The 24,760-nt window shown below is 33.2% G+C and carries 22 protein-coding genes; 7 read left to right on the forward strand and 15 right to left on the reverse strand.

Going from position 1 to position 24,760, the window contains the following annotated elements; translation table 11 throughout:
• The first annotated feature begins 95 nt into the window (after positions 1 to 95).
• A complete protein-coding gene (locus H7F21_RS07680) occupies positions 96 to 2,771 on the forward strand; it encodes a DNA gyrase/topoisomerase IV subunit A (protein WP_185788689.1) in 2,676 nt (891 codons plus the stop codon).
• Here the strand turns inward: H7F21_RS07680 and H7F21_RS07685 are convergent.
• The 3 genes from H7F21_RS07685 to H7F21_RS07695 are packed head-to-tail and all read right to left on the reverse strand — an operon-like array spanning position 2,768 to position 4,355.
• On the reverse strand, positions 2,768 to 3,556 hold the full coding sequence (locus H7F21_RS07685) for a TerC family protein (protein WP_185788690.1): 789 nt from the start codon (positions 3,554 to 3,556) through the stop codon (positions 2,768 to 2,770). The two genes, H7F21_RS07680 and H7F21_RS07685, sit on opposite strands and share 4 nt — an antisense overlap.
• 5 nt (positions 3,557 to 3,561) lie before the next feature.
• Positions 3,562 to 3,948 (reverse strand): hypothetical protein, encoded by a 387-nt coding sequence (locus tag H7F21_RS07690; protein ID WP_185788691.1) that lies wholly within the window; start codon positions 3,946 to 3,948, stop codon positions 3,562 to 3,564.
• 41 nt (positions 3,949 to 3,989) lie between these two features.
• Complete coding sequence (locus H7F21_RS07695) at positions 3,990 to 4,355, reverse strand: helix-turn-helix domain-containing protein (RefSeq protein ID WP_185788692.1); 366 nt, start codon at positions 4,353 to 4,355, stop codon at positions 3,990 to 3,992.
• A gap of 302 nt (positions 4,356 to 4,657) precedes the next feature.
• Here H7F21_RS07695 and H7F21_RS07700 point away from each other — a divergent pair, with 302 nt between their 5' ends.
• The 3 genes from H7F21_RS07700 (at position 4,658) to H7F21_RS07710 (ending at position 6,936) form a co-directional block, all read left to right on the forward strand.
• Positions 4,658 to 5,812: a M14 family zinc carboxypeptidase gene (locus H7F21_RS07700; RefSeq protein WP_185788693.1), complete on the forward strand. Its 1,155-nt coding sequence runs from the start codon at positions 4,658 to 4,660 to the stop codon at positions 5,810 to 5,812.
• Between the two features lie 65 nt (positions 5,813 to 5,877).
• On the forward strand, positions 5,878 to 6,357 hold the full coding sequence (locus H7F21_RS07705; protein ID WP_185788694.1) for an Lrp/AsnC family transcriptional regulator: 480 nt from the start codon (positions 5,878 to 5,880) through the stop codon (positions 6,355 to 6,357).
• 63 nt (positions 6,358 to 6,420) lie between these two features.
• A complete protein-coding gene (locus H7F21_RS07710) occupies positions 6,421 to 6,936 on the forward strand; it encodes a DinB family protein (RefSeq protein WP_185788695.1) in 516 nt (171 codons plus the stop codon).
• On the opposite strand, the gene aroB is transcribed toward H7F21_RS07710, so the two are convergent.
• The gene (gene aroB, locus H7F21_RS07715; protein ID WP_185788696.1) at positions 6,933 to 8,009 is read right to left on the reverse strand and encodes a 3-dehydroquinate synthase; all 1,077 of its coding nucleotides are present in this window, start codon (positions 8,007 to 8,009) and stop codon (positions 6,933 to 6,935) included. The two genes, H7F21_RS07710 and aroB, sit on opposite strands and share 4 nt — an antisense overlap.
• Positions 8,010 to 8,107: 98 nt before the next feature.
• Here aroB and H7F21_RS07720 point away from each other — a divergent pair, with 98 nt between their 5' ends.
• The gene (locus H7F21_RS07720) at positions 8,108 to 9,280 is read left to right on the forward strand and encodes a proline dehydrogenase family protein (protein ID WP_185788697.1); all 1,173 of its coding nucleotides are present in this window, start codon (positions 8,108 to 8,110) and stop codon (positions 9,278 to 9,280) included.
• Between the two features lie 5 nt (positions 9,281 to 9,285).
• On the opposite strand, the gene H7F21_RS07725 is transcribed toward H7F21_RS07720, so the two are convergent.
• Genes H7F21_RS07725 through H7F21_RS07745 form a run of 6 tightly spaced genes read right to left on the reverse strand, consistent with a single transcriptional unit; the run spans position 9,286 to position 16,656 of the window.
• A complete protein-coding gene (locus H7F21_RS07725) occupies positions 9,286 to 10,413 on the reverse strand; it encodes a polysaccharide deacetylase family protein (protein ID WP_185788698.1) in 1,128 nt (375 codons plus the stop codon).
• Between the two features lie 29 nt (positions 10,414 to 10,442).
• On the reverse strand, positions 10,443 to 12,806 hold the full coding sequence (locus tag H7F21_RS07730; protein WP_221892456.1) for a GumC family protein: 2,364 nt from the start codon (positions 12,804 to 12,806) through the stop codon (positions 10,443 to 10,445).
• Positions 12,807 to 12,833: 27 nt separating this feature from the next.
• Positions 12,834 to 13,613 carry a polysaccharide biosynthesis/export family protein gene (locus H7F21_RS07735; RefSeq protein WP_185788699.1) on the reverse strand — a complete coding sequence of 260 codons (780 nt, stop codon included), beginning with the start codon at positions 13,611 to 13,613 and terminating at the stop codon, positions 12,834 to 12,836.
• A gap of 25 nt (positions 13,614 to 13,638) precedes the next feature.
• Entirely contained in the window at positions 13,639 to 14,352 is a 714-nt protein-coding gene (locus H7F21_RS17565; protein WP_343067556.1) for a polysaccharide biosynthesis protein, read from the reverse strand.
• Complete coding sequence (locus H7F21_RS17570) at positions 14,339 to 15,535, reverse strand: SDR family NAD(P)-dependent oxidoreductase (RefSeq protein WP_343067558.1); 1,197 nt, start codon at positions 15,533 to 15,535, stop codon at positions 14,339 to 14,341. Before H7F21_RS17570 ends, H7F21_RS17565 begins: the two co-directional genes overlap by 14 nt.
• Positions 15,532 to 16,656, reverse strand: coding sequence for a DegT/DnrJ/EryC1/StrS family aminotransferase (locus H7F21_RS07745; protein WP_185788700.1), 1,125 nt, complete (start codon positions 16,654 to 16,656; stop codon positions 15,532 to 15,534). The genes H7F21_RS17570 and H7F21_RS07745 overlap by 4 nt, the downstream gene beginning before the upstream one ends.
• Before the next feature lie 546 nt (positions 16,657 to 17,202).
• Here H7F21_RS07745 and H7F21_RS07750 point away from each other — a divergent pair.
• A complete protein-coding gene (locus H7F21_RS07750; RefSeq protein WP_185788701.1) occupies positions 17,203 to 18,018 on the forward strand; it encodes a hypothetical protein in 816 nt (271 codons plus the stop codon).
• A gap of 35 nt (positions 18,019 to 18,053) precedes the next feature.
• Here the strand turns inward: H7F21_RS07750 and H7F21_RS07755 are convergent, their stop codons facing one another.
• The gene (locus tag H7F21_RS07755; protein WP_185788702.1) at positions 18,054 to 18,662 is read right to left on the reverse strand and encodes a sugar transferase; all 609 of its coding nucleotides are present in this window, start codon (positions 18,660 to 18,662) and stop codon (positions 18,054 to 18,056) included.
• A gap of 162 nt (positions 18,663 to 18,824) precedes the next feature.
• Positions 18,825 to 19,316, reverse strand: coding sequence for a hypothetical protein (locus H7F21_RS07760; RefSeq protein ID WP_185788703.1), 492 nt, complete (start codon positions 19,314 to 19,316; stop codon positions 18,825 to 18,827).
• Between the two features lie 244 nt (positions 19,317 to 19,560).
• Between H7F21_RS07760 and H7F21_RS07765 the strand changes: the two genes are divergently transcribed.
• A complete protein-coding gene (locus tag H7F21_RS07765; RefSeq protein WP_185788704.1) occupies positions 19,561 to 20,391 on the forward strand; it encodes an NAD-dependent epimerase/dehydratase family protein in 831 nt (276 codons plus the stop codon).
• A 111-nt stretch (positions 20,392 to 20,502) separates the two neighbouring features.
• Here the strand turns inward: H7F21_RS07765 and H7F21_RS07770 are convergent, their stop codons facing one another.
• From H7F21_RS07770 to H7F21_RS07780, 3 genes are read right to left on the reverse strand one after another with little or no spacing between them, the layout of a single operon-like run.
• Positions 20,503 to 21,633, reverse strand: coding sequence for a glycosyltransferase family 4 protein (locus tag H7F21_RS07770; RefSeq protein WP_185788705.1), 1,131 nt, complete (start codon positions 21,631 to 21,633; stop codon positions 20,503 to 20,505).
• A gap of 4 nt (positions 21,634 to 21,637) precedes the next feature.
• Positions 21,638 to 23,542, reverse strand: coding sequence for an asparagine synthase (glutamine-hydrolyzing) (asnB, locus tag H7F21_RS07775; protein ID WP_185788706.1), 1,905 nt, complete (start codon positions 23,540 to 23,542; stop codon positions 21,638 to 21,640).
• Between the two features lie 6 nt (positions 23,543 to 23,548).
• Complete coding sequence (locus H7F21_RS07780; RefSeq protein ID WP_185788707.1) at positions 23,549 to 24,700, reverse strand: glycosyltransferase; 1,152 nt, start codon at positions 24,698 to 24,700, stop codon at positions 23,549 to 23,551.
• Between the last annotated feature and the right edge of the window lie 60 nt (positions 24,701 to 24,760).

Consider the following 24,760-nt stretch of genomic DNA (forward strand, 5'->3'; position numbering starts at 1 on the left):
ATAAAACATAGATTTATAATTATTCGTAATCGAAAATGATTGTTATTTCAATGCATAAAATATTTACACTAAACAGAAAGAGAATACAAGGATAGATGACAGAAGAACATGAAGAGTTGTTAAATGAAGACAGTGGTAACCAAGAAACCATTACTAAGGTTACCGGAATGTATAAAGATTGGTTTTTAGATTACGCATCTTATGTAATCCTTGAGCGCGCCGTGCCAGCTATTGAAGATGGTTTTAAGCCTGTACAGCGTCGTATCATGCATTCCATGAAAGATCTGGATGATGGTCGCTATAATAAAGTGGCAAATATCGTTGGGCACACCATGCAATACCATCCTCATGGTGATGCGAGTATCGCAGATGCCATGGTGCAGATTGGACAGAAAGATTTACTTATTGATACCCAAGGAAACTGGGGGAATATTTTAACAGGAGATAGGGCAGCTGCCTCACGTTATATAGAAGCAAGATTATCAAAATTTGCTTTGGATGTGGTTTACAATCCAAAAATAACGGAATGGCAAGCGTCGTATGATGGTAGACGCAAGGAGCCTATCAATTTGCCAGTAATGTTCCCTTTGCTTTTAGCACAAGGAGGTGAGGGTATTGCAGTTGGACTTTCAACAAAAATCCTCCCACATAATTTTATCGAACTTATTGATGCTTCCGTAAAGCATTTGAAAGGTAAGCGATTTACATTGTTTCCTGATTTTCCTACTGCTGGTATCGCAGATATCACGAATTATAACGATGGACTTCGCGGTGGCAAGGTAAGAGTACGCGCTAAAATCTCTCAACGCGATAAAAATAGTTTAGTCATTACCGAAATTCCTTTTGGGACAACGACTTCTTCGTTAATTGATTCCATCTTAAAAGCTAATGACAAGGGTAAAATCAAGATTAAGAAGATTGAGGATAATACAGCGGCAGAAGTTGAAATTTTAATTCATTTGCCATCCGGATTATCTCCAGATAAGACCATTGATGCGCTTTATGCTTTCACCAATTGTGAAACATCAATTTCACCTTTAGGCTGCGTGATAGAAGATAACAAGCCATTTTTTGTTGGTGTTTCTGAAATGTTGCGTCGCTCTACGGATAATACGGTCCAGCTCTTAAAGCAAGAATTGGAGATTAAACTTGGTGAGTTCGAAGAACAATGGCACTTCGCGTCTCTCGAGCGTATTTTTATTGAAAAACGAATTTATCGCGATATAGAAGAAGAAGAAACTTGGGAAGGTGTAATTAAGGCCATAGATAAAGGCTTGCAACCGCATATTAAGCATTTGAAGCGAAAAGTAACGGAAGACGATATTGTCCGATTGACTGAAATAAGGATTAAGCGTATTTCTAAGTTTGATATTGACAAAGCACAGCAAAAGATAGATGCTTTAGAGGATCAAATAGCTGAAGTAAAGCATCATTTGGCAAATCTTATTGATTATGCCATTGCTTATTTCGAAAGACTCAAGAAAGGCTATGGCGACGGTAAAGAACGTAAAACTGAATTAAGAGTTTTTGAAGACGTAGATGCCACAAAGGTGGTTATACGGAATACAAAACTCTATGTTAATAGGGAAGAAGGCTTTGTTGGCACATCATTGCGAAGAGACGAGTATGTCTGTGACTGTAGCGATATAGATGATATCATTGTGTTTACCAAGGAAGGTAAGATGATGGTAACGAAAGTAGATTCCAAAACGTTTGTTGGAAAGAATATCATTCATGTTGCTGTATTTAAGAAAAAGGACAAACGGACTATATATAATATGATATATCGCGACGGTAAAAGTGGTCCATCATATGTAAAACGTTTTGCTGTTACAAGTATCACTAGAGATAGGGAATACGATTTAGCGAATGGGAATAAGGGCACTGCGGTTTGGTACTTCTCGGCAAATCCAAACGGTGAAGCGGAAGTGGTGACCATTTTATTGCGCCAAGTAGGTAGCATTAAAAAACTGAAGTGGGATTTGAATTTTGCGGATGTGCTCATAAAAGGCAGGACTTCAAAAGGTAATTTAGTTACCAAATACTCAATTAAGCGTGTAGAACTTAAAGAGAAAGGTGTTTCTACGCTTAAACCTCGTAAAATATGGTTTGATGATGCTGTCCAGCGCCTGAATGTAGACGAAAGAGGCGAACTCGTTGGTGAGTTTAGAGGTGAAGATCGTTTACTGGTTATTACGCAATCTGGTATCGTTAAGACCATTATACCCGAACTGACTACGCATTTTGATAGTGATATGATTGTATTGGAAAAGTGGATTCCAAAAAAACCAATATCTGCAATTTACTATGATGGCGAAAAGGAACGTTATTATGTAAAGCGTTTTTTAATTGAGCAAGAAGGTAAGGAAGAGTCCTTTATTTCTGACCATCAGAATTCACAATTAGAGATCGTTTCCACGGATTGGAGACCAATGGCTGAAGTTGAATTTACTAAAGAGCGCGGTAAAGATAGAAAACCAAGTATGGAAGTAAACCTTGAAGAGTTCATTGCAATAAAGGGAATTAATGCACTTGGAAATCAGCTTACTAAGGATAAAATCAACCAAGTAAGCCTATTACCTGCTTTACCTTATGATGCTCCGGAAGAGGTGCATGCTGATGAGCTTGAAGTTGTCGGTGAGGAGACCGTTTCTGTTGACATAGATACTGATAATAATTCAGTTAAAACTGAGCAATCAGAAAATGTATCGCAACAGGATGAAGATGATGACTTAGATATTGATGGTCAAGGACAGGTGACCTTGTTTTAAACTTTCTTCTTAACCGCTTTAAAATTCAAGAATTCTACGAATAGAGAGAATGCGATAGCAAAATAGAGATATCCCTTTGGGATAGCTCCAACGGACTTGCCAAAGAACTCTGTGTGCGATAAATGGGCCGCTTCTGTTATAAGCATGAAGCCTATTAAGATTAAAAATGCTAGACCTAGGATTTGCATACTAGGATTACGATCAATGAATTTGCGTATTGGATTGGCAAAACCTATCATTACAGCAATGGATATAACTACTGCAATAACCATTAAAACAAGAGTGTAATTAGCGTTTGGATGTAATCCGTTGGTCATGCCAACTGCTGTAAGTATGGAGTCTATAGAGAATATAAAATCAATAATTAAGATTTGTGTTATTGCTTGTGAGAGTGATTTAATAACTTTTGACTTTACCTGATTTTCGTCGTGTAGAGGTGCCTCTACTTTTTCTCTTATCTCCTTGGTGCTTTTGTAAATTAAAAATAAACCTCCAGCAAAAAGAATGATAGCTTGCCAGCTTAAAGCAATATGCAGCCAATTTGTGTCGTAGGTAAAGAAAGGCTCGCTTAATCCAATTAGGAATGACACAAAAAACAATAAAACGACGCGTTGCACCATTGCAAGAACAAGGCCAATGTTAGTTGCCTTGGCACGTTGATGCTCTGGAAGCTTATTTGCGGCAATTGAAATAAACACAATATTGTCAATCCCAAGAATGATTTCCAAAAAAGTTAAAGTGATTAATGCCATTATAGCGTCAGAAGTCAATAAAAAGTCTAGCATGTGATTCAATCAATTTTATAGGCAACACCTTTTTCTACGCGTTCTGGTCGGTTAGGCTTTTTAACTGCAAGCTTGTATTCAAAAGTATAGGAATCCTTTTTGGTTGAGAGTATTTTCATGTGGACAGCATCTTTTTCCGAGTTAGATTGCGGATTCAATTTTTTTAGTATGAATTCGCAGTCATTTATCCAACGTACTGATGATGTATCTATTTTACCATCATAATAATCTATGTTCAGTTTGTCGGTGCGAAAAAATCTTCCTGTTTTTTCAACGCCATCGACTATGTATTTAAATTCAAATTCACCAGTTTTAAAATCCTCACAATTACGTTCTACATCATAGCAGCCTACTAAAACAGGTAAAAATAACAATATGACAATACGTTTCATTATAGTGCTTTGAGCAAAGATAATGAATAGCAAAATGATAATTATGGCTTATAACTCTTAAAAGTTCCGTTATTGTAGAAGATGACTATTTTTTCAATATCTGTACTTGACATGTTATTATCGTTGGATATTTCTTTTTCTATAGAGAAATTAGATTCTGGTACTTCAGAAATCTGATTTGTTTTCGGGAATTGTCCTTTCCCGTTAAGTAGCCAATATAATTCTACTTCTGGATAGGCGTGGAGCACTTTCATCACAAAGTCTAGGCTTGGCTTATTTCTTCCGGAAAGAATGTGAGAAATGCTTGAACGCTGTACGCCAATTTTTTCAGCAAAACTGGATGCCGTTTCGTCATAAAATTCTATGACTTTCTGTAGTCTATGAGAGAAATCGCTGGAGTTTATCATTGTAAACTTGGGTACGGTCTATATAACGATACAAATGTAAACATTAGTATTGGTATTGTGTTAATTTATATCATAAATCTTAATAATAACTTATATTAACGCTTTAATTTAAATTTTTTATATACTGATAAACAGTTAATTAAATTTTAATAAAAGAGTTAATTGGAAAATCTACAATATGAATATTTGTTTAAATGCATTTCGGTACAAGATTGTATACTATTGAAACATTTATTGCAGATTTTGTTGGTTACAATTGTAAATTATCAAATGATTACATTTGTAACTGCTAAGAAAATCAAATGACTTTAAAGCATCTAAATAGTTTATATTCCTTGGTAAAAACACCACAGTTATCAGGTAGATATATTACCAATTCTGATATCGAAAAATGTTTCCTTAATTTCCCGGAGGAAATGGTTTCTACCATTGGGTTTTCTGTAGAAAGAAGACCAATTTATGCCTTAAGGGTTGGAGGTGGACCAAAGAAAATATTATTGTGGTCTCAAATGCACGGTAATGAATCTACAACAACAAAGGCGTTGTTTGATTGCTTCAGCCTTTTTTTGACCAACAATACCATTCCGAATTCTATTTTAGAGGCTTGTACTTTAGTTGTAATCCCAATTTTAAATCCAGATGGCGCAGAGCGTTATACACGTTTAAATGCTAATAATGTTGACATTAATAGGGATGCGCAGGATCTCTCCCAACCAGAAAGCAAGGTATTACGAGATATTTTCAATAATTTTCAACCTGACTATTGTTTTAATTTACATGGTCAGCGCACTATTTATAATGTCGGATCCAGTAGTGTATCTGCAACACTATCCTTTCTATCTCCCGCCCAGGATAAGGATCGGTTACTTACACCTAACCGAAAAGTGGCCATGTCAATAATATCTGAGATTAATGAGTATATGCAGGCCGAAATCCCAAATGGGATTGCGCGCTATGATGATGGCTTTAATCTTAATTGCGTTGGTGATACTTTTCAGCGTTTTGGTGTGCCAACTTTATTATATGAGGCTGGACATTTTTCAGGTGATTATAATAGGGAAGAGGTGAGACGCCTTATGTTTATAGCGATTTTAAAGGGTCTGGAAGTGATTGCGAAAAGTAAAGGTTATATAGATTATGAGGATTATTTCAATATTCCTGAAAATGGCAAGCTTTTTTACGATGTTATTATTAGACAAGCGAAACTGAATGATCAAAGCAATGAAATTTCAGATATTGGGATTTTGTATGAAGAACGATTAGTTAATGGATATATTGATTTTATTCCTGTGATAGAAATTATATCTAACTTAGACATGCATTTTGGTCATAAGGAAATTGATGCTGATCAAAAAATAGTAAGATCAATCGAAAATTCCGAATTGGAAGTTGCTAACGAAATCGATTTCGTAGTGATAAATAATGATAAAATCGCACTAAAACCTCAAAATAATTAGGTTTTAATGAGTATTTCTTAAAGTAAATGTCTTAATTTTGCATATAGTTTAAAGATAATTCAATTATGGCAAAGTTTAAATTAGATGAAATAGATCACCAAATCCTTGATATGTTAATTGATAATACCCGTATTCCATTTACGGATATTGCGAAGAAATTATTAATTTCTGCAGGTACTGTTCATGTTAGAGTTAAGAAGATGGAAGAGGCGGGGATAATTAAAGGATCATCTTTGACTTTGGATTATAAAAAGTTAGGCTATTCTTTTATTGCCTATGTAGGTGTCTTTCTTCAAAACACATCACAAACCAAATTTGTTTTGGAACGTATAGCTGATATTCCATACGTCACCGTAGCTCATATAACTACCGGTAAGTTTAATATTTTCTGTAAAATAAGAGCAAAAGATACGATGCATGCTAAGGACATTATTTTTATGTTAGATGATATTGATGGTGTATATAGAACAGAGACAATGATATCCTTAGAAGAGAGTCTTAACGACAAAAAGCGATTGATGCACACCATTTTTAACGAACTATAATATTTAATATCCATATTTAATAGCCCTTAGCATTTTACTAAGGGTTTTTTATTTTAGTGAAGTATGATATCGGACACATTATCTCCAAACGAATATAATCCTTATTATAAACCATATATAGATATGGCTTCAAACAAGAGCATCATTAAGGGCTTAGAACAAAACCTCATTTCTATCAGTTCGCTTTATTCAAAAATACCTGTGGAAAAATTAGATTGGGCTTATGCCAAAGGCAAGTGGACCATTAAAGATATTCTATTGCATTGTATTGACGTAGAACGCATATTTGCTTATCGGGCGTTGCGCATTGCTCGAAAGGATGAGACACCGTTAGCTGGTTTTGATCAAGATGACTATGTTCTTAGTGCAAATAGCACTAAACGACCTATAGAGAGCTTGCTTGAAGAATTTAAAGCTGTAAGAGATGCTACTATTACTTTATTCAAGAGTTTTGATAATGATAGTTTAATGCAAATAGGACAAGCTAGCGGATCTCCTATTTCGGTAAGAGCAATAGGTTACATCATTACAGGCCATGAAAACCATCATGTCAATATTATAAACGAACGCTATCTTTAAATAAGAGTATTGTAATAATCGAATGCTTCAGAAATAATTTCAGCATTCACTTCACAATCAATCTTTGGTATGCCAATAGCGTTCAGAAGCACGAATTTTATAATACCATGGCTATTCTTTTTATCATGTTTCATGAAATTGGAGATTAGCTTTTGATCGTTTTCATTAATGCTAACCAGTGAAAACGTCTTTAATATACCATCTTTTATATTCTTAAAAGCTTCTGGGGACAATCCGGAAACTTTTGTAGAAATATAAGCTTCTAGAATCATACCAATGGCTATAGCTTCTCCATGTAGCAACGGTGTTTTATCCGCATTGCCTAAAAAGTAACTTTCAATAGCGTGACCAAGTGTGTGACCAAAATTTAGAATTTTCCTTAAACCCTGTTCTTTTGGGTCTTCGGTTACAACCTTATTTTTTATAACTACAGAGTCATAGATCAATTGATCCAATTTTGAAGCGTCCAAGTTTTCGAAATTAATCAAAGTATTCCAATAGTCATTGTCTTGTATTAAGCCATGCTTTAACATCTCCGCATAACCTGATACCATATGGTTTTGAGGTAAGGTTTCTAAATATGATGTATCAATCAACACCATCGAAGGTTCACTAATGACGCCAATTTGGTTTTTCAATACGCCAAGATCAACGCCAGTTTTTCCGCCTACAGAGGCGTCGACCATGGATAACAATGAGGTTGGAACGTTTATATAATCTATGCCACGCATATATGTACTAGCTACAAAACCACCCAAATCGGTAACGACACCACCACCAAGATTTATGAGTAGGCTTTTACGGTCAGCATTGTATTCCGACAACGCCTCCCAAACACCAGTACATATGTCGATGGTTTTATGATCTTCGCCTTCTGGCATTTCCATTACTTCGACAATGGTATCTCCCGATTCTAGCTGTGCTAAAAAATTTGGCAAGCAGTACTCATGGGTATTGGTGTCTGCCAAAATAAATATGTTTGATGGATTGGTGGTTTTTACATAGGAGTTGAGCTCTTTGTAGACTTTATCATTAAAGTGTACGATTGCGTTTTTAGTTTTGATAGATGTCATAAGCATTTAAAAGCGAGATTTCTGCACTCAAAATTACTTCCTTTTTTTAGAAAAAAGTAAGCTGAGGATTAAATATATTTGCAATAAAGTTTTTATAAATGATTGATCGCTCACTTTTTGAAGATACGTCTACTGCGTTTGCCCTTAAATCCGATTCTGAATTAGAACGCGCTTATTTCTTGTTTAAGATGATATCATCCCAACCTTTAGTTCGTATCGGTACGGCTGCAACTAATTTTGCACTTAAGGCCAATTTACCAGTTGAGGGATTAATTCGCTCTACCGTATTCGATCATTTTTGTGGCGGAGTTAATGAAGAAGATTGTTTGCCTGTTATAGATAAGCTTTATACCAAAGGTGTCAGTTCTGTTTTGGATTACTCTGTAGAGGGCAAGGAAACTGAAGAGCAGTTTGATAACGCTCTTGAAAAAATATTGAAAATTATTCACTTTTGCGATGATCGTGATGCCATGCCAATAGTAGTTTTTAAGCCAACAGGATTTGGGAGATTTTATCTTTATCAAAAGAAGTCTGAAGGAAAAGACTTTACAGCTGACGAACAGGAAGAGTGGAATAGGATTGTAGGCAGATTTGATGCGGTTTGTAAGCTTGCGAAAGCTAAGGATGTTGAAGTGTTGATCGATGGTGAAGAAAGTTGGATGCAAGACGCAGCCGATGATTTGGTTGAAAGCATGATGCGGGCCTATAATAAAGGAAAAACGATCGTTTATAATACGCTTCAAACTTACCGATGGGATAGATTGGATTACCTAAGGCAATTGCACGAGCGTGCTAGGAAGGAAGGATTTAAAATTGGAATGAAAATAGTCCGTGGCGCTTATATGGAGAAAGAGCGCAGTAGGGCAGAAGATAATGGATACGAGTCTCCAATATGTGAAAACAAAAAAGCAACTGACGATAACTTCAACAATACATTAAAATACATTTTAGAGAACTTAGAAGACATCTCTGTTTTTATTGGTACTCATAATGAAGACAGCTGCTACTTGGCCATGGAACTCATGGAAAAGTATAATATCAGCAAAGACGATAATAATGTATGGTTTGGACAATTATATGGTATGAGTGATCATATTAGCTACAATTTAGCAGCTATTGGCTATAATGTAGCTAAGTATATTCCTTTTGGACCTGTAAAAGATGTAATGCCTTATCTCATAAGGAGAGCCGAAGAGAATACTTCTGTGGCAGGGCAAACTAACAGGGAACTATCTTTGTTAAAGTCTGAGAAAAAGAGACGTAAACTTTAATTCTCTTAAAATAGTTTGTCTAGAATAATTAGGCTTAACTTGCGTGAACGATACGCATACTTGCTTATCTTACTACCATTATGGTATTTAAATAAGTTAGTTAAAAAATTTGGGTTTTTAATGTAATGATTGCGTTTTGATGTTTGTATAAATGAAGTCATTGCATTCCTTTTAATAATTTGCAGGTCATCTAAATCTAGTGACACCAGTTTTTTTGCATTGGCAGTCATAGCTTTATAGCCGGCTTCTTTGGCAATGTCAACACTAGATTGATTAAATCCACCACCTGGCCAACAAATAAAATCTACAGGTTTATTAAGTTTTTGTTCTAGGATTCTTTTACTCTCTGATAGTTCATAGGTATAACGATCTCTCATATCTTCATCAGATTCGTATTTACCAGGAAACTCGTTAAGCTTAGTATTTAATTTGCTAACAAACTCTTTCTTATTAAATGAATCTCCTAGTTTTGAATATTCATTAATAGAGTATTCCACAAGTTTTTCATCTGGGATATACTTACGAACTCTTAAAGCTCTGTCGTACTCAAAAATTGGCAAACCATATTTCACAAATTTAGATTGGTCTTCATTGATATAATATGGTTTTCTTTTTGGCTGTGACAACCATGGTAACCAATTGTGTTTTGGTTGACCTGTATAAATATCAACTATCTTATTGGAATAAAAATGAAAGTCATGACTCATACTATGAGACTGGATATCAATAACGCCTGAGTCTTGCATTGCATTAAGTTCGGCCCAATTTAAAAATCCAAGTAGACTAAGCTGAGATTCATCTATTTTGTTATTCCATACATCTTCTAGGTTAAATCTAATATCTGTTCCATCTTGAATAAACTCTGGGTTCACAAATATTGTTCCTTTTAATCCATATTTTTTTAAAATAGGGTATGCATAAACCCAATTGTCTAAGTATCCATCATCAAAAGTAAGGACGATTTTATGTTTTGCGTTAGGGTCTTCTATCCAAGTATCAAGAAATATAGTTTCAAAATTATTATTAACTATATATTTGCAAAAATTCTCAAAATGATCAAGAGAAATAGAAAGCCATTTCCTGTACCAATTTTCTTTTTCACAACCAACACTGTGAAGCATTAAGGTTTTCATAAACAATAAATTATTTTTTGAAGTATATTTTATTTAGAAAAGTTATACCACTTCTTCTTTCGATTAGGGTTATTTCCATAGCCATAGCCGTAGCCATAACCACCCGTTTTAGATTTTACTCCGTTAAGCAACATAGTCATTTTAGGAAGTCGTTTTTTATCAAATAGTGGTTGAGCAACGTGTACAAGTTGTCTTTTGTCAACACCATCAGCACTGACTACATAAATAAACAAGTCTGCAAACTTAGATATTAGTAATGTGTCACTAACTAATCCTACAGCAGATGTGTCAACAACGATATAATCATATTTGTTTTCAACGTATTTAAATAATTCTTCAACTCTATCACTCATTAATAGCTCTGAAGGGTTAGGTGGTATAGAACCGGAAGGGATAATATCTAAATACTCATTATCCTTATGCTTTAGAATTATGTCAGTTAGTTTTATTGATTCATCAGCTATATAATCTGACAGACCTACTTTGGGTTCGTCCGGCAAATTTAAATACTTTAATATTTTAGGAACCCTAATATCCATTTCAATCAATAGAACCTTTTTTTCTGAAAATGATATTGAACTGGCTAAGTTCGTGCTTGTATGTGATTTTCCTTCTTGGGCCTTAGTTGACGTTACGAATAATCGTTTTGCTTTCTTATTCACACCCTTTAACATGAAATCAATATTGGATCTAACAATCCTGAAAGCTTCTGCTTTTGGTGAATAATCTACTTGTTTTATGAGCTTCTGTTTCTTCGATGTTTTAGGTATATCTCCCAAATACGGTATTTCTAAAATGCTAACTAAATCATTCTTATTATAAAGCTTAGAATCTAAAATATCTATTAAATAAATTATTCCAATAGGAATCATTAGTCCTAATATAATTGAAGCCAAATAAACTATGGACGGTGTTGGCGATATAGGCATATAAGAAGAATATGCGTGCTCTAATATTTTAGCATTTGGCGTATACATACCGAGTCTAATAGCAGATTCCTCACGTTTTTCCAAGAGATATAAGTATAACGACTCCTTAATATCTTGCTGCCTTTTAATATCTCTAAATTGTCTGGCTTTTGTTGGCGCGGCATAAAGCTGTCCTCGAATTCTAGAATTCTCCTTGTTTAAATTATTAAGAGTTAATTCAGAAGTTTGCTTCATGTTGCTTAACGATTGCTCTAAATTAGATTTTAGCGCATTAATTTGATTGTTAAGATTAATAACAACGGGGTTTGTCGGGCTAGAGTTTTTTAATATTCTATCTCGTTCAGCAACAAATTCATTATGACTCCTAATTATTTGAGCGGTTGAAGCATCTCCAATTCCAATATCAGCAGGCAACATATCACTGTTTCTATCTTCAGCTTGAATCTCTTCCTGTAAAAAAGAAATCAATTGAATATTTGTCGATGTACTAGATATTTGCGACTCTAATTGTTTGTTTGTCTGAAGATTAAGATCAGCTTGAGCTCCTAGAGCCGTAAGATTATTTCTCTTTTGTAGTTCTTCTGCCGTATAGTCTACTTGCTCTAATTCTTTTGAAACTTTCTGTAAACGGTTAGTAATAAAGTCTGACGTAACTTGAACAATTTCTTCTTTGTCTTTAAGAACATCGTTATTGTATTCTATTATAAGTTCGTTCAGATAGTCGAGCGCTCTCTTCGCTACAGTATCTTTCATGTCTAAACTTATAACACTAGAGCCTTTCTCAGTAGAAATAGTAAGATTTTTGGCGTATTGACTAACTAATTTAGTTATTCGAATGACACTAATTTTTATATTCGTTCCAGGGGTTGGAGCATTCTTTCCTGAATTTGGCAAAATTACAAAGCCTCCATATGAAGTTTCTACTTTGTCACCGAAATCGTATAATTTTCCTTCATTATCTTTTCTTTCGTCAAAAATGGACTGCTCCTTATCTTTGAAAAGATAATATTGAGTTGGTGACTTAATTTTGATGAATAAGACTTCGGTAAGTTTGTCAATGATTGAGTCACTTTCGAAAAAATTAATTTTTACAGGCGAGTTTTTGTAGTATTCTTGTTCTTTTATCTTACCATCAGAATAATATCTAATATTGAGGTCAAGTTTTTTAATAATATTCTCAGCGATCTCACGAGATTTAATAACTCTAATCTCATCTTTAATCTTATCTGCACCTCCTGAAAATAAACCACCAGCTTGCATATCATCTAGACTCGGCAATTTTTGCGATTGTTCCTCATCCCTGATTTTTATAGTGGCATTGGCCTTATACACATAATCAGCATAACGTAAATGTATAAAACCAAGCATAATAGCAATTACGACGCATAGAAGAATCCACTTCCAGTAGGAGAGGAATAATTCCAAGGTTTGTTTTAGGTTTATTGTAGATGTATTTGTTTTCATATGGATATTATGCTAATACCTTATTGCTTATTTCACAAGGAATACTGCTATGATAGTTGTTAAAGTGCCTATCGCGGATATTAATACGCCGTTGTTTTGATTATAAGTAGAAGATCTAACTCTTGCTTTATTGGGTTCAACATAAATGACATCATTTTGTTGTAAGTAATAAACAGGTGAGTTAACAGTATTCACTGATGTTAAATCTATATATGCAAATTTCTTTTTTCCATCGACTTCTCTAATTAGTTTAACGTTTTCACGTTTCCCAAAGATTGTCAAATCATTTGCCATGCCTAAGGCCTCTAAAAGTGTTACTCTTTCATCTTGAATTGTAAATGTACCTGGCCTAGATACTTCACCTAAAATAGTAACAGTAAAGTTGGCAAGTCTAACATTTACTATAGGATTATTTACCATTGTACGAATACGCTCTGTTAAAAGTGATGTTAATTCTGTTCTAGTTAAACCTACAACCTTTATGGTTCCTAACACTGGAAATTCAATGTTGCCATTATAATCTACAAGATAAGTCTGAACTTGCTGGTTACCTTGAGCACTCATTAAATTAGTGCCACCATTGTTAATTACAACTGGTAGATTAAAGGGTTTTACCGTCTCTGGATCCAGTGCCGATACATTAATGACTAGAATATCATCAGGTTTGTAAATTAATTGTTCGGGCTCAGAAACTGTTAGTCCTTCTTCAATTGCTTCATCTTGGAAATAAATTAGCTTTTTGCTAGAAACACAAGACGTACTTAATAGTGTACTAAAAATTATTAGAAATAAAAATCTAATTTTCATGGGATATAGGTTTGTTATACTTTACTTATTTTTTTGAATCTAAGACTTCATAAGTCGAGTTGTTAGATATATATTCTGGTATTAATGCTTTTATCGAAGATACAATTTCTAAAGGTTGAGTCATTGAATTTAAAGCAGTAAGTTTATTTATTCGCTGTTCTACAATATCTATCTCTACATGTCTAGATTTTGCAATCATAATTTTTTCATGATAAGTTTTCTTAGTGTTTTCGCCATCTGCCAAAAGCTCTTCATAGACTTTTTCACCAGGCCTTAAACCCGTAATTTTAATATCAATATCTTCAGGATAACGCAATCCTGAAAGAACAATCATATTAGTTGCAAGGTCGAATATTTTAACCGGTTCCCCCATATCAAACACAAATATTTCTCCTCCATTACCCATTGCAGCAGCTTCTAAAACTAGTTGACATGCTTCTGGGATCGTCATAAAATAACGTGTAATATCTTTATGCGTTACAGTTAAAGGTCCACCTTTTTCTATTTGTTTTTTAAATAAAGGTATTACAGAACCATTAGATCCTAAAACATTTCCAAAACGAGTAGTAATAAATTTGGTGTGTCCTTTACCTTTAAGACAGGTAACATAAAGCTCTGCAATTCTTTTGGTTGCACCCATAACATTAGTTGGGTTTACCGCTTTATCTGTGGATATCAAAACAAATTTATCAACGCTATGTTTTACTGCTATATCGGCAACATTTTTAGTCCCCCCCAATGTTTACTCCTACAGCTTCATATGGACTATCCTCCATTAAGGGAACATGTTTATAGGCCGCTGCATGAAAAACAATTTTTGGTTTATACTGATTAAAAATTTGATCTATTCTACTTTTGTTTCGCACATCCGCAACAATGACATCAATATTTAGTAATCCCTGCTGCCTAAATTCCTGTTGCACATCGTAGAGTGCAGATTCCGCATTATCAACAAGTATTAACTTTTTGTAATTATATAAACTTATCTTTCTGCATATTTCACTTCCTATAGATCCTGCTGCTCCAGTAACAAGAATAACTTTATTGTCGTATTGTTCTTCAAGATCGGGATTCTTAATATTTATGGGGTCCCGTCCGAGAAGATCTTCAATTTTCACTTCTTTAATCTGACCGACACTTAGATCTCCATCTATCCAACTTTGTACAGGAGGAACAATTTTCACTTTAAGACCAAGTGAAAATAGATTACCTGTAATTTGTAATAGTCGTGATGGGTCTATATTTTGGATAGAAATAATGACGTCTTCAATTTTATTCTTTTTTATGAAATTTTCATTAATAGCATGAATATTATAAACCTTAATTAGATTGATTTTTTTACCAACTTTCCTTTCATCATCATCGATGAAACCAACTACTTCTAAACCACTTTTAGTGTCGTTTTCAATAGCATCGTAGGTTAACATACCTGAATTGCCAGCGCCGAAAATTAATACATTAGAAATTGATTGAAAATCTTGAGTTATCTGGTTATAAAGTGATTTAATAAAAAGTTTGGCACCAATTAAGAATAAAATATTCAATAAGAGATGAATGTAGATAATTGAACCAGATATGTTAAAGAGACTCAATTCTCCTAAATATCGTCGGCTTAAAAATGTAAAGCATATAAGCAATGTAGCTAAAATATTAGCACCAATAATTATATTAACGATATCCTTAAATCCAGTAAATCTAACAACACCCTTATATGAACCAACTGCAACTAAACTTATTGCCGCAACCATCATGACATAAGGTAGTTGTTCAATAAATACTAAGATGTCGAAGTCTAGTTTAAAATTAAAGCGTATCAAATAGGCTAAGAAAAACATAGCTCCAACTATTGATACATCAAATAAAAGCACTAGCCATTTTGATGCATATTTCTTAGATATCTTATTTAAATACTTCACTATCATCCTGCAAAATACATATTTATAGTAGAAATTACTCTATCTAATTGTTCAGGAGTAAGATTTGATCCGCTTGGTAAACATAGTCCTTTTTGAAACAAGTCGTCTGCCACTCCATTACAATAACTAGGTGCGTCTTTAAAAACAGGTTGCAGGTGCATAGGTTTCCATAAAGGTCTTGATTCAATATTCTCCTTTTCTAAAGCTAACCTCAGCTTTTCTCTTGTTTCAAATGAGTCTAATAATATACAGCTGAGCCATCTGTTAGAAAAATATCCTATTGGTTCTTCTAGAAACTTTATTATATCAATCTTTGCCAAATTAGATTTATAGAACTCATAATTTGATCTTCGCTTAGAAACATGACTATCCAATATGGTCATTTGACCACGACCAATACCAGCTACGATATTTGACATCCTATAATTATAACCGATTTGAGAATGTTCATAATGCGGGGCATTGTCTCTTGCTTGTGTCGCTAAGAAAACGGCCTCTTGTTTTTGTTCTTCGGTCTTTGTGACTAAAGCACCACCACCTGAAGTTGTTATGATCTTATTACCATTAAAAGAAAGTATAGATAAATCTCCAAAAGTCCCACAGTTTTGACCTTTGTAGAGACTCCCTAAAGATTCAGCACTGTCCTCAATTATTGGTATGTCATATTTTAAAGCAATCTCATTAATTCCTTCAACTTTATAAGGCATACCATATAAATGCACTGCGATTATCGCTTTAGGCTTTTTTCCTTTTTTTAATCTGTCTGTTATTGCAATTTCTAATTGATTTGGACACATATTCCATGTATCACGTTCACTATCTACAAAAATTGGCTTGGCTCCTTGATAGACTATTGGGTTAGCTGATGCTGAGAATGTTTTACTTTGACATATAACCTCATCTCCATGGCTTACTCCAAGTAATATTAAACTTAAATGTAATGCAGAGGTTCCAGATGCTAACGCTGCAACGTGTCTATCTTGATTAAGGTAAGATTTTATATCTTGTTCAAATCCATTAACATTGGGTCCTAGTGGTGCAACCCAATTTGTGTCAAAGGCTTCTTTTATGTAAGTCTGTTCTGCGCCACTCATGTGGGGCGACGATAACCATATTTTAGGTTTCATATGCAAAAATTGTTAAGTAATTCGAATTACTGCTCAATTTCATGTCAATAGAGGGATCTGGGACACGATCTTTATAATGGTCTAAAGATGCATCAATAAGGTGAGACCTCCCAAATTAAAACGACAAAAAGCAGATATTTACGTTAACAAATAAAACTTGATATTGCTGAAAATATGGTTCCTCTTACTGTTATTAAAAGGATTATCATTAAAATATAAAATAGACGAAACATCTATTTAAAATAGATAAAAAACAAATAGAAAATAGTTTATTACCTGAATTTGTTCAGTGCCATGTAATGAATCGGAAGCAATATTTAAATCTTTTAACTAGTATAAATCATTGGTGATAAACCGAAATATATGCATTTACACCATTTTCTTTTGTGATGCTCATATTTGGTCATTACTTCGGAATTAATGGAAAATTAAGTAATGTCCATTATATTAAATTTAATATAAATATGGATATTGAACTAACTAAAAGGTTTTCGTGTTAATTCAACTAAATTAATATGATTAAATAACCATAGAACTTGAACTTTATTGAATATAATTAAAATGGCTTCTATCGAAAAATTAAAATACTATTTGATTAAAACATCATTGGGAAAATATCTTAGAAAAACTCAGCACTTATTAGTGTTTTTGCAACTTTCCATTTATGGCAGTTCTAGTTATGATAAGTCAAAAAGGACCGTCTACTGTATATCTCCGTATAAAACAGGAACAACTTATCTGTCTAGTCTGTTTAGTTCCAAAATTTCGGCACACGAACCTGTGCATTATACCTCATGGAAACTCTTAAATAAAAATTTTAGTAAATATTTCATTAAAAGGATGAATTATTTAAACATTAAGTTAGAGTGTTCTGGTCATTGGAGTGCTTTTGTAGATGATTTAGCTAATGATGAAGTTGCGAAAGACCTCGATTATATATGTATATTGAGATCACCGTCGTCCTGGATCTCATCTGTAATAAATTACTGGCATATACCACCATTGGTAAATTTTAAGTTTGATTTTGCAAATGAGTTTTATTGGAAAGACACGGTAGGAGTAGACCTTAAGTCTTTCAATTTTGAGACAAACACGGAAGAAAATAAAATTATAATAGATAAATTGATAGAATTTTATTTCGATTTCACGAACAAAACACGATTACTAAATAATGTTACTTATATAAGTTTAAAGGAAATAAACGAGAAGCTACCAATTGTAGAATCTTTAATAAATGAAAAAGCTAACATGGCCAATAGCTTTAAAAGGTCAAATAAGTCTAAGAAGTTTGAATATAAAAACGAAAAGATTGATCAGGAGTATGACCAATTAACTAAAACGCTTCTTAACACAGTAGACTAACATCGTAATTCCTTTAAAGATAATAGTTATTTGAATTAATTCTTATTTCCTTCCCAACCCTTAAACGAAGCATTTTCAATAGAGGACATAGAGTCTCGATTGAATATTTTTTGAATTGTTTTTATTAATATTTTAAAATCGTTCTTAAAGCTTAAATTATCAACATACCAAACGTCATAAGCAAATTTTTTCTCCCATGTCAATGCAGTACGACCATTAACCTGCGCCCAACCAGTGATACCTGGTTTCACCAAATGTCTTCTAGCTTGTTCTTCATTGTATAAAGGAAGATAATCAGTCAAAAGAGGCCTAGGGCCAATAATAGACATATCGGCTTTCAAAACATTTACCAATTGTAAAAGTTCATCTAAAGAGGTTTTACGAATAAATGCACCGACTTTTGTAATGCGCTCCTCTTGATTACGCAATAAACTTTCATTTTTCTTCGGATCTCTCATGGTCTTGAACTTAATGATTGTGAATATTTTTGCATCCTTGCCAGGTCGTTTTTGGAAGAAGAAGGGCTTTCCGTTATTCACAATTAGCAATAGAATAATTAAGGTAATAATCAATGGAGACAACACGATTAATGCTACTAATGCTATTATAAAATCTAATACCCTTTTAAAAAAATGTTTGTACATAATAAACTGATTATTTATTGATATCTCAGTATTCAATTTTAAGATTTAAAATTAACTTAAAAAGAATCTATAGCCATAAATTGAGACTATAGATTCTGTCTAAAATAACTTTATTCTACTTTTGATTCTAATAACAAAGTAGACTTATACAAATAGAAATTTTTAAGGGAATTGTTGAAATTTCTTATATCTGTCAGGAACAGGGTACTCATCTGTAACACCATGCCAGAACATGTTAACAATCCACCATCTGTCTTGGTAGTAGGCTAATTGAATACTTTTAACATCTTGTTTATATGGTTTGTTATTTGCCATATCCTCCTTACTGTGAAAAGCTTGGCAATGACTAAATGCGTGACCGATGTTAGCATAGGTTTCTACCACTCTACCAACTTCTCTTTCGTAAAAGGCAGTCTCTCTAGTATTGTTAAACCAATATCCAATGCGCTCTATATAGTCATTTGGATGTATCCATTGCGGTCTAAAATTCTTGTTTATGTCAAATTCATAACCAATTTTCATTCCTTGAGGGTGGAATAAGAATTGCATAAACTCCCAATCTCGTTTTTCTCCTGGTTCACCACCTAGACAAGCATAAAATGCCGTAATTAAATCATCTATTGTTTGAACCTTTTCTAAATACTCTTTTTTCATTAATTGATATCGTTTTAAATGTATAATTTATATTAAAATAGCAACAGCAAATTAAACCAATTATTTTAAAACCCGGGTAATTTTTCGCTTATAAAGCTATTTGTACGACTAAATGATATCGAAACCTATACAATCATTTCAATACGTTCCGCGGCTAAAAGAGAAATTTTCTTACTTTTGCCTGTAATCGGTTTTTAACTCACCTCAATAAATAGGTGATTTACTTATAGAAAATTAAGAGCAAATGAAAGTACTTATTATAGGAGGAAATTCTAGTGTGTCAAGGTACGTAATACCATTGTTATCTGAGGATTATGAAGTAGTTACAGTTGGTCGTCGTAATTGTGATATCAATTTGGATCCTAATAAAGCTATGGTAGATCAGTTACCTAGCCATGTGGATATAGTACTTCATACCGCTGCTGCGTTTGGAAGACAAACAGACGCGGAGATATATGAAACGGAGAAGTATAATGTATTAGATACAATGGACTTATGTTTTCATTTAAAAAAAATGAATGTAAAACACTTTATTTTTATATCAAGCATATTTGTCCATTTGGAAGATACATCACCACTGCACAGTATTTATGATATTTCTAAAAGACATGCAGAAGAAATTATAAAATATTGTTTAGAAAGAGATGAAATTCCTTACACCATTTTAAGACCTTCTCAGTTATATGGTAAAGACGCTTCTTTTATAAAACATCATCCGTTTCTTTATCAAATTGTAGAAATGGCTTCTAAAGGAGATGAAATTACTTTGTTTGGTCAAAAAGGAGGGAGTGCAAACTATCTTCATATTAGGGATTTTACACAAGTGATTTACAGGGTAATTAAAAACGGAGTGTTCGGAGTGTATGATTGTACTACAATTACTCCTAATACTTATTTGGAGATCGCTCGTAACGTCTATGAATTAACTAATAATGTCGTGGCAATTGATTTTCTAAAAGACAGAAAAGAATCCGGCCAAATATTTGAATACGATGAGACCATTTATAACAAAGTTAACTATCATCCGAAAGTGTCTATAAGAGAGGCTTTGTCTGAAATACTAAATGCAAAGTGATTCGGATATAAGAATTGCATATTGTCTATTTGTAGACAAATACATTTAAGTACATTTAATAAAATGTATAATAGAAAGCCTATGGATTTTAATTGTCTTAAAAAGTTTTAACTATAGCACAGAAGCAATTAAATCAGTTAGGTTTTTGTTAATAATATTAGCGTCAAAACGATCTTCCGCATATTTACGACTATTAATACCCATTTCTCGAATTTTCTCTGGGTTCGTAATAAAGAATTCCATAGCAGTCACTAAAGCATCTAGGTTTTGAGGTTCAATAAGCAAACCATTAACCCCATCTTTTACAGATTCTCTGCAACCAACTGAATCTGTCGTAATAATTGGATTCCCACATGCATTGGCTTCTAATGTTGTTCTTGGAATACCTTCTCTATAATAACTTGGTAAAACAAAAATATCTCTTTTATGCAGGTGTTCCTCAATATTCATCTGTTTGCCATGAAATACGATAATACTTTTTTCATGCAATCTATGCAATTCGTCTTCGCTTATAGCACTAGGCGAAGTTTCTATGGCACCAATAACATGGAACTCTGCTTTAGGATATCTTACTTTTAAAACTTTAGCGGCTTCCATATAAAGTGCAATACCCTTTTCTTTAATCAATCTTGCTATAAGTAAGAAACTAACTTGATCTGTTGGGTTTTTTTCTTTAAACCTGAATTCGTTTAGATTAACACCCGAGCCACTTACAAAAGCAACAGGTTGCTTTTTAGATATAACGTTTCTATCTAAGAATAATTGATGATCGTCCTTATTTTGAAATACTATGTATTTGTTTTTTCTAATGGATAATTTGTAGAGTGTTTCATTAAAGCGCTGTAAGATGCGTGCTTTAAATGTCAGACCAGTAAATGCAAATCCTAATCCTGTAATCAATGAAATTACAGGTACCTTAACCATATTCGCCGCAAAGGATCCATAAATAACTGGTTTTACAGTATATGGAAAGACTAAATCTATCTTGTTGTTTTTCATTATAGACTTTAGCTCTAGAATAGATTTAAAATCTTTGAATGGATTTAGACCTGTACGCTGTAGCTTAAATTCAATAGGATGAGCGCCTTTTTCCCTTAATATTTCTAGGTCATTAGTTGTGTAACTAGGAGATGCTGTAAATACTTCAAAATTATTTGAAATTAGGCTAGAAATAAAATCACCTCGGAATCGTATTAATGATCCAGCAAAAGAAGCAATTATTAGTACTCTTTTTTTTTGCATTGTTTTAGTTTTCGTTTAAATAATTAAACTTATACCATTTTTGAAAACAATAGTAGGACCATACCCTGAAGGTGCTATCTTTTTTGCTCTCTAGATGATCTTTTACCAATTTTGTAATAACATCTACTTTAAAAATTCCTTGACGTTTTAGCAAATCTGGTTGTATATAACTCTCAAGTTCCTTACGCAGGCTCTGTCTTAACCAATCACCAGTAGGTGAGCCAAACCCGCTTTTGCCTTTTTCTAAAAACTCTTCAGGGAATTGATCTCTAAATGCTTCTTTAAGAATATATTTTTTATTCCAACCTTTCATGAGATAATGCTCAGGCAGGGTATTGGTAAACTCCCAGATTGATTTGTTTAAAAATGGTGCTCTACATTCTAAAGAAGTAAGCATACTGGTCCTATCGACTTTTGCTAGCATTCCGCCTTCTAAGCTTAATATTTTGTCCACTAATCTAAAGTCTGTCAGTGTTTCAATTTTTTGTTTCCCAAGAACTTCTTTATAATCTTTAAATAGATCCCCATCGTAGTAATCTGTAAGCATAATTTCAGAAAGTTGGTTGCTCGTGTTGGCTAGAGAAATTATATCCCAATAGAAATCACCTTCGTAGTTAATAGCGTTTAATAACTTATTAATTTGAAATTTTCTACCACGAGAATCATCTTTATCTATCAGATATTTATTGCTTAATTTCGTAATGGTTCTATGAAATGCTTTGGGTATAAGACTAGTATACCTTTTATTCATTTTTCCAATATAGTATTTATTGTAGCCACCAAAAACTTCATCGCCACCATCTCCTGTGAGTGCCACGGTAACATGCTCTCTGGTTTTTTCAGAGAGTAAGTGAGTGGGTAAGGACGCAGTATCTGAAAATGGTTCATCAAAATTCACTAAAATCTCATGTATATTGTGTTTAAGATCATTTTCGTCAATTATAAATTCATGATGATTACTATTTAGCATTTTTGCAACAACTCGAGACTTATCAGTTTCATCATATGAGGCTTTTTTAAAACCAATAGAAAATGTATCTATTTTTTTATCCGTTGCTTGCGAAAGACAGAGAGATACAATGGAAGAGTCTACACCGCCTGATAGAAATGTGCCAAGACCAACATCTGCTATAGATCTACTATCTACGCTATTGTAAACAAGTTCTTTGGTTTTTGCTTTTGCATCATCAAAAGAAATGTTTATTGTTTTTGGTACTGGTTCTTGATTAATCTTATGGATATTATAAGTGTAGGATTTAAAATCGTATTCTATAAAATGATTGGCTTCTAGTTTCTTGATACCATCATAAATGGTATAAGGTGCGGGTATATATGTTAATCTGAAGTAAAGGTTTAATCCCTTTTTGGAAATATTTGGTTTGTAATCTATAGTATCAATTATGGATTTTAATTCTGAGGCCCATAAAAACTGATTTTCATTTTGAGTATAATACAATGGTTTTTCTCCAAAAAAGTCACGGGCTATAAAAAGTTTATTCACTTTTTTATCGTAAATACTAAAGCCATACATACCATCTAGCCATTGAAAAGACTCAATACCGTATTTCTCGTAAGCTTTTAGAATAACTTCCGTATCGCTAGATGTATTAAATGTAACACCTTCAGATTCTAATCTCGACTTAATTGTTTTATAATTATAGATCTCACCATTAAAAACAATAACTATTTGTCTATCATCTGAGAATATTGGCTGCTTACCTGAGGACAAATCGATAATCGAAAGACGTCGCATAGCCATACCAACAGAGAATTGCTCATTCTGTTCTGCGAAAACACCATCTTCATCTGGGCCTCTATGCAGAATGAGGTTATTCATGGCATTTAAAGTAGAAGACATCTTATCTTCACCTATTTTAGTCTTATCTATAAGTCCGTTAATTCCGCACATATACTTTTAGCTTTTAATAAAATGGTTGAATTTACTATAAATTGTTGTTAACTCATAAGCTTTAGCACGTTCTAAACTCAAACGACTAAAACGTTCCCGCTCAGAAGGGTTAGTATGATAATAGGCCAGTGCTTTACTTAAACCAACATGATCATCATTATTAACCAAAAGCCCATACTTACCAATATAAAAATCTCCATCCTTAAGGTCAATTGGTTCATTATCGTTTAAAAGTTCTAAAGGACCAGATAAACAATTAGTCGAAATGCAGGGTAATCCAATCGCCATGGCTTCAATTAAAGCATTTGGAAAACCTTCCGTAAATGATGACAGAACGAAGCATTCACTATCAATTAGGTAACTATTTACGTTTTTCACCTTTCCTTTTAAAGTAACTTGGTCTTCCAAATTCAACTTAGTTATTTGCTCTTTCAAAAAAGGAACTAAATCACCATCACCTAAAATTGAAAAATCATATTTAAGCTTAGATTCATTGATAGCCCTAACCACCATTATCTGATTTTTCCTCTTATTAACAGTGCCAGCTGTTATCAGTTTTAGTTTTGAGCTGTTAGTATTTAATTTTTCTGAAGTTATTGCTTTGCTTGGCAATTCAATGGGGTTATAAATGACTTCCATGGGTATTTTAATACCAAAGTTTTCTTTTAAGTCGTTATTTATATAAACTGAGTTCGAAAATAGCTTATCGCATTTATTATATAGAATAGGATAGAAGATTTTTGAAATATAAAACGATAGTTTACTCGTTACATTATCCGAAGGAAATCCTCTTTCACTGATAATGGTTTTTACATTTTTATTAAAGCTAGCAATGACACCATTAATAAAGTTTGGAAATGCCAAAAATGAAATAGAAATTTCGATGCTGTGCTTCCTAATAAACCTGTGATAGATAAAAATAAAGTATATTAAATCAATAAACTTCTTATAGAATGGCCTATCTGGCGATTTGTCGCTCATCGTAACAACATTTACACCATCTGGAACTGGAAAATGTAAAACTTTGTGAAATAGCACTAGTGTGACATTATAGTCGTTGCGAAGTTCTTTTAGAAGCAAACTAATTACTTTTTCAGCGCCACCACTGGCGAGAGAGATACTAAGAATTGCAATATTTTTTTTCTGATTTGGGGTCATTAAATAAATATCTAGTTGATATTATGCAAATTACGATCAAACATAGTGACTATTAATCTT

It is taken from the genome of Winogradskyella flava (assembly GCF_014243395.1).
GTDB lineage: Bacteria > Bacteroidota > Bacteroidia > Flavobacteriales > Flavobacteriaceae > Winogradskyella > Winogradskyella flava.

What these genes read in the sequence shown, in the direction of transcription:
- H7F21_RS17570 (WP_343067558.1), bottom strand. Translation starts at nt 15,535, where the DNA reads ATGATAGTGAAGTATTTAAATAAGATATCTAAGAAATATGCATCAAAA.
- H7F21_RS07690 (WP_185788691.1), bottom strand. Translation starts at nt 3,948, where the DNA reads ATGAAACGTATTGTCATATTGTTATTTTTACCTGTTTTAGTAGGCTGC.
- H7F21_RS07765 (WP_185788704.1), top strand. Translation starts at nt 19,561, where the DNA reads ATGAAAGTACTTATTATAGGAGGAAATTCTAGTGTGTCAAGGTACGTA.
- H7F21_RS07720 (WP_185788697.1), top strand. Translation starts at nt 8,108, where the DNA reads ATGATTGATCGCTCACTTTTTGAAGATACGTCTACTGCGTTTGCCCTT.
- H7F21_RS07705 (WP_185788694.1), top strand. Translation starts at nt 5,878, where the DNA reads ATGGCAAAGTTTAAATTAGATGAAATAGATCACCAAATCCTTGATATG.
- H7F21_RS07680 (WP_185788689.1), top strand. Translation starts at nt 96, where the DNA reads ATGACAGAAGAACATGAAGAGTTGTTAAATGAAGACAGTGGTAACCAA.
- H7F21_RS07730 (WP_221892456.1), bottom strand. Translation starts at nt 12,806, where the DNA reads ATGAAAACAAATACATCTACAATAAACCTAAAACAAACCTTGGAATTA.
- H7F21_RS07760 (WP_185788703.1), bottom strand. Translation starts at nt 19,316, where the DNA reads ATGAAAAAAGAGTATTTAGAAAAGGTTCAAACAATAGATGATTTAATT.
- H7F21_RS07710 (WP_185788695.1), top strand. Translation starts at nt 6,421, where the DNA reads ATGATATCGGACACATTATCTCCAAACGAATATAATCCTTATTATAAA.
- H7F21_RS07695 (WP_185788692.1), bottom strand. Translation starts at nt 4,355, where the DNA reads ATGATAAACTCCAGCGATTTCTCTCATAGACTACAGAAAGTCATAGAA.
- H7F21_RS07755 (WP_185788702.1), bottom strand. Translation starts at nt 18,662, where the DNA reads ATGTACAAACATTTTTTTAAAAGGGTATTAGATTTTATAATAGCATTA.
- H7F21_RS07735 (WP_185788699.1), bottom strand. Translation starts at nt 13,613, where the DNA reads ATGAAAATTAGATTTTTATTTCTAATAATTTTTAGTACACTATTAAGT.
- H7F21_RS07745 (WP_185788700.1), bottom strand. Translation starts at nt 16,656, where the DNA reads ATGAAACCTAAAATATGGTTATCGTCGCCCCACATGAGTGGCGCAGAA.
- aroB (WP_185788696.1), bottom strand. Translation starts at nt 8,009, where the DNA reads ATGACATCTATCAAAACTAAAAACGCAATCGTACACTTTAATGATAAA.
- H7F21_RS07780 (WP_185788707.1), bottom strand. Translation starts at nt 24,700, where the DNA reads ATGACCCCAAATCAGAAAAAAAATATTGCAATTCTTAGTATCTCTCTC.
- asnB (WP_185788706.1), bottom strand. Translation starts at nt 23,542, where the DNA reads ATGTGCGGAATTAACGGACTTATAGATAAGACTAAAATAGGTGAAGAT.
- H7F21_RS07725 (WP_185788698.1), bottom strand. Translation starts at nt 10,413, where the DNA reads ATGAAAACCTTAATGCTTCACAGTGTTGGTTGTGAAAAAGAAAATTGG.
- H7F21_RS07685 (WP_185788690.1), bottom strand. Translation starts at nt 3,556, where the DNA reads ATGCTAGACTTTTTATTGACTTCTGACGCTATAATGGCATTAATCACT.
- H7F21_RS07770 (WP_185788705.1), bottom strand. Translation starts at nt 21,633, where the DNA reads ATGCAAAAAAAAAGAGTACTAATAATTGCTTCTTTTGCTGGATCATTA.
- H7F21_RS07700 (WP_185788693.1), top strand. Translation starts at nt 4,658, where the DNA reads ATGACTTTAAAGCATCTAAATAGTTTATATTCCTTGGTAAAAACACCA.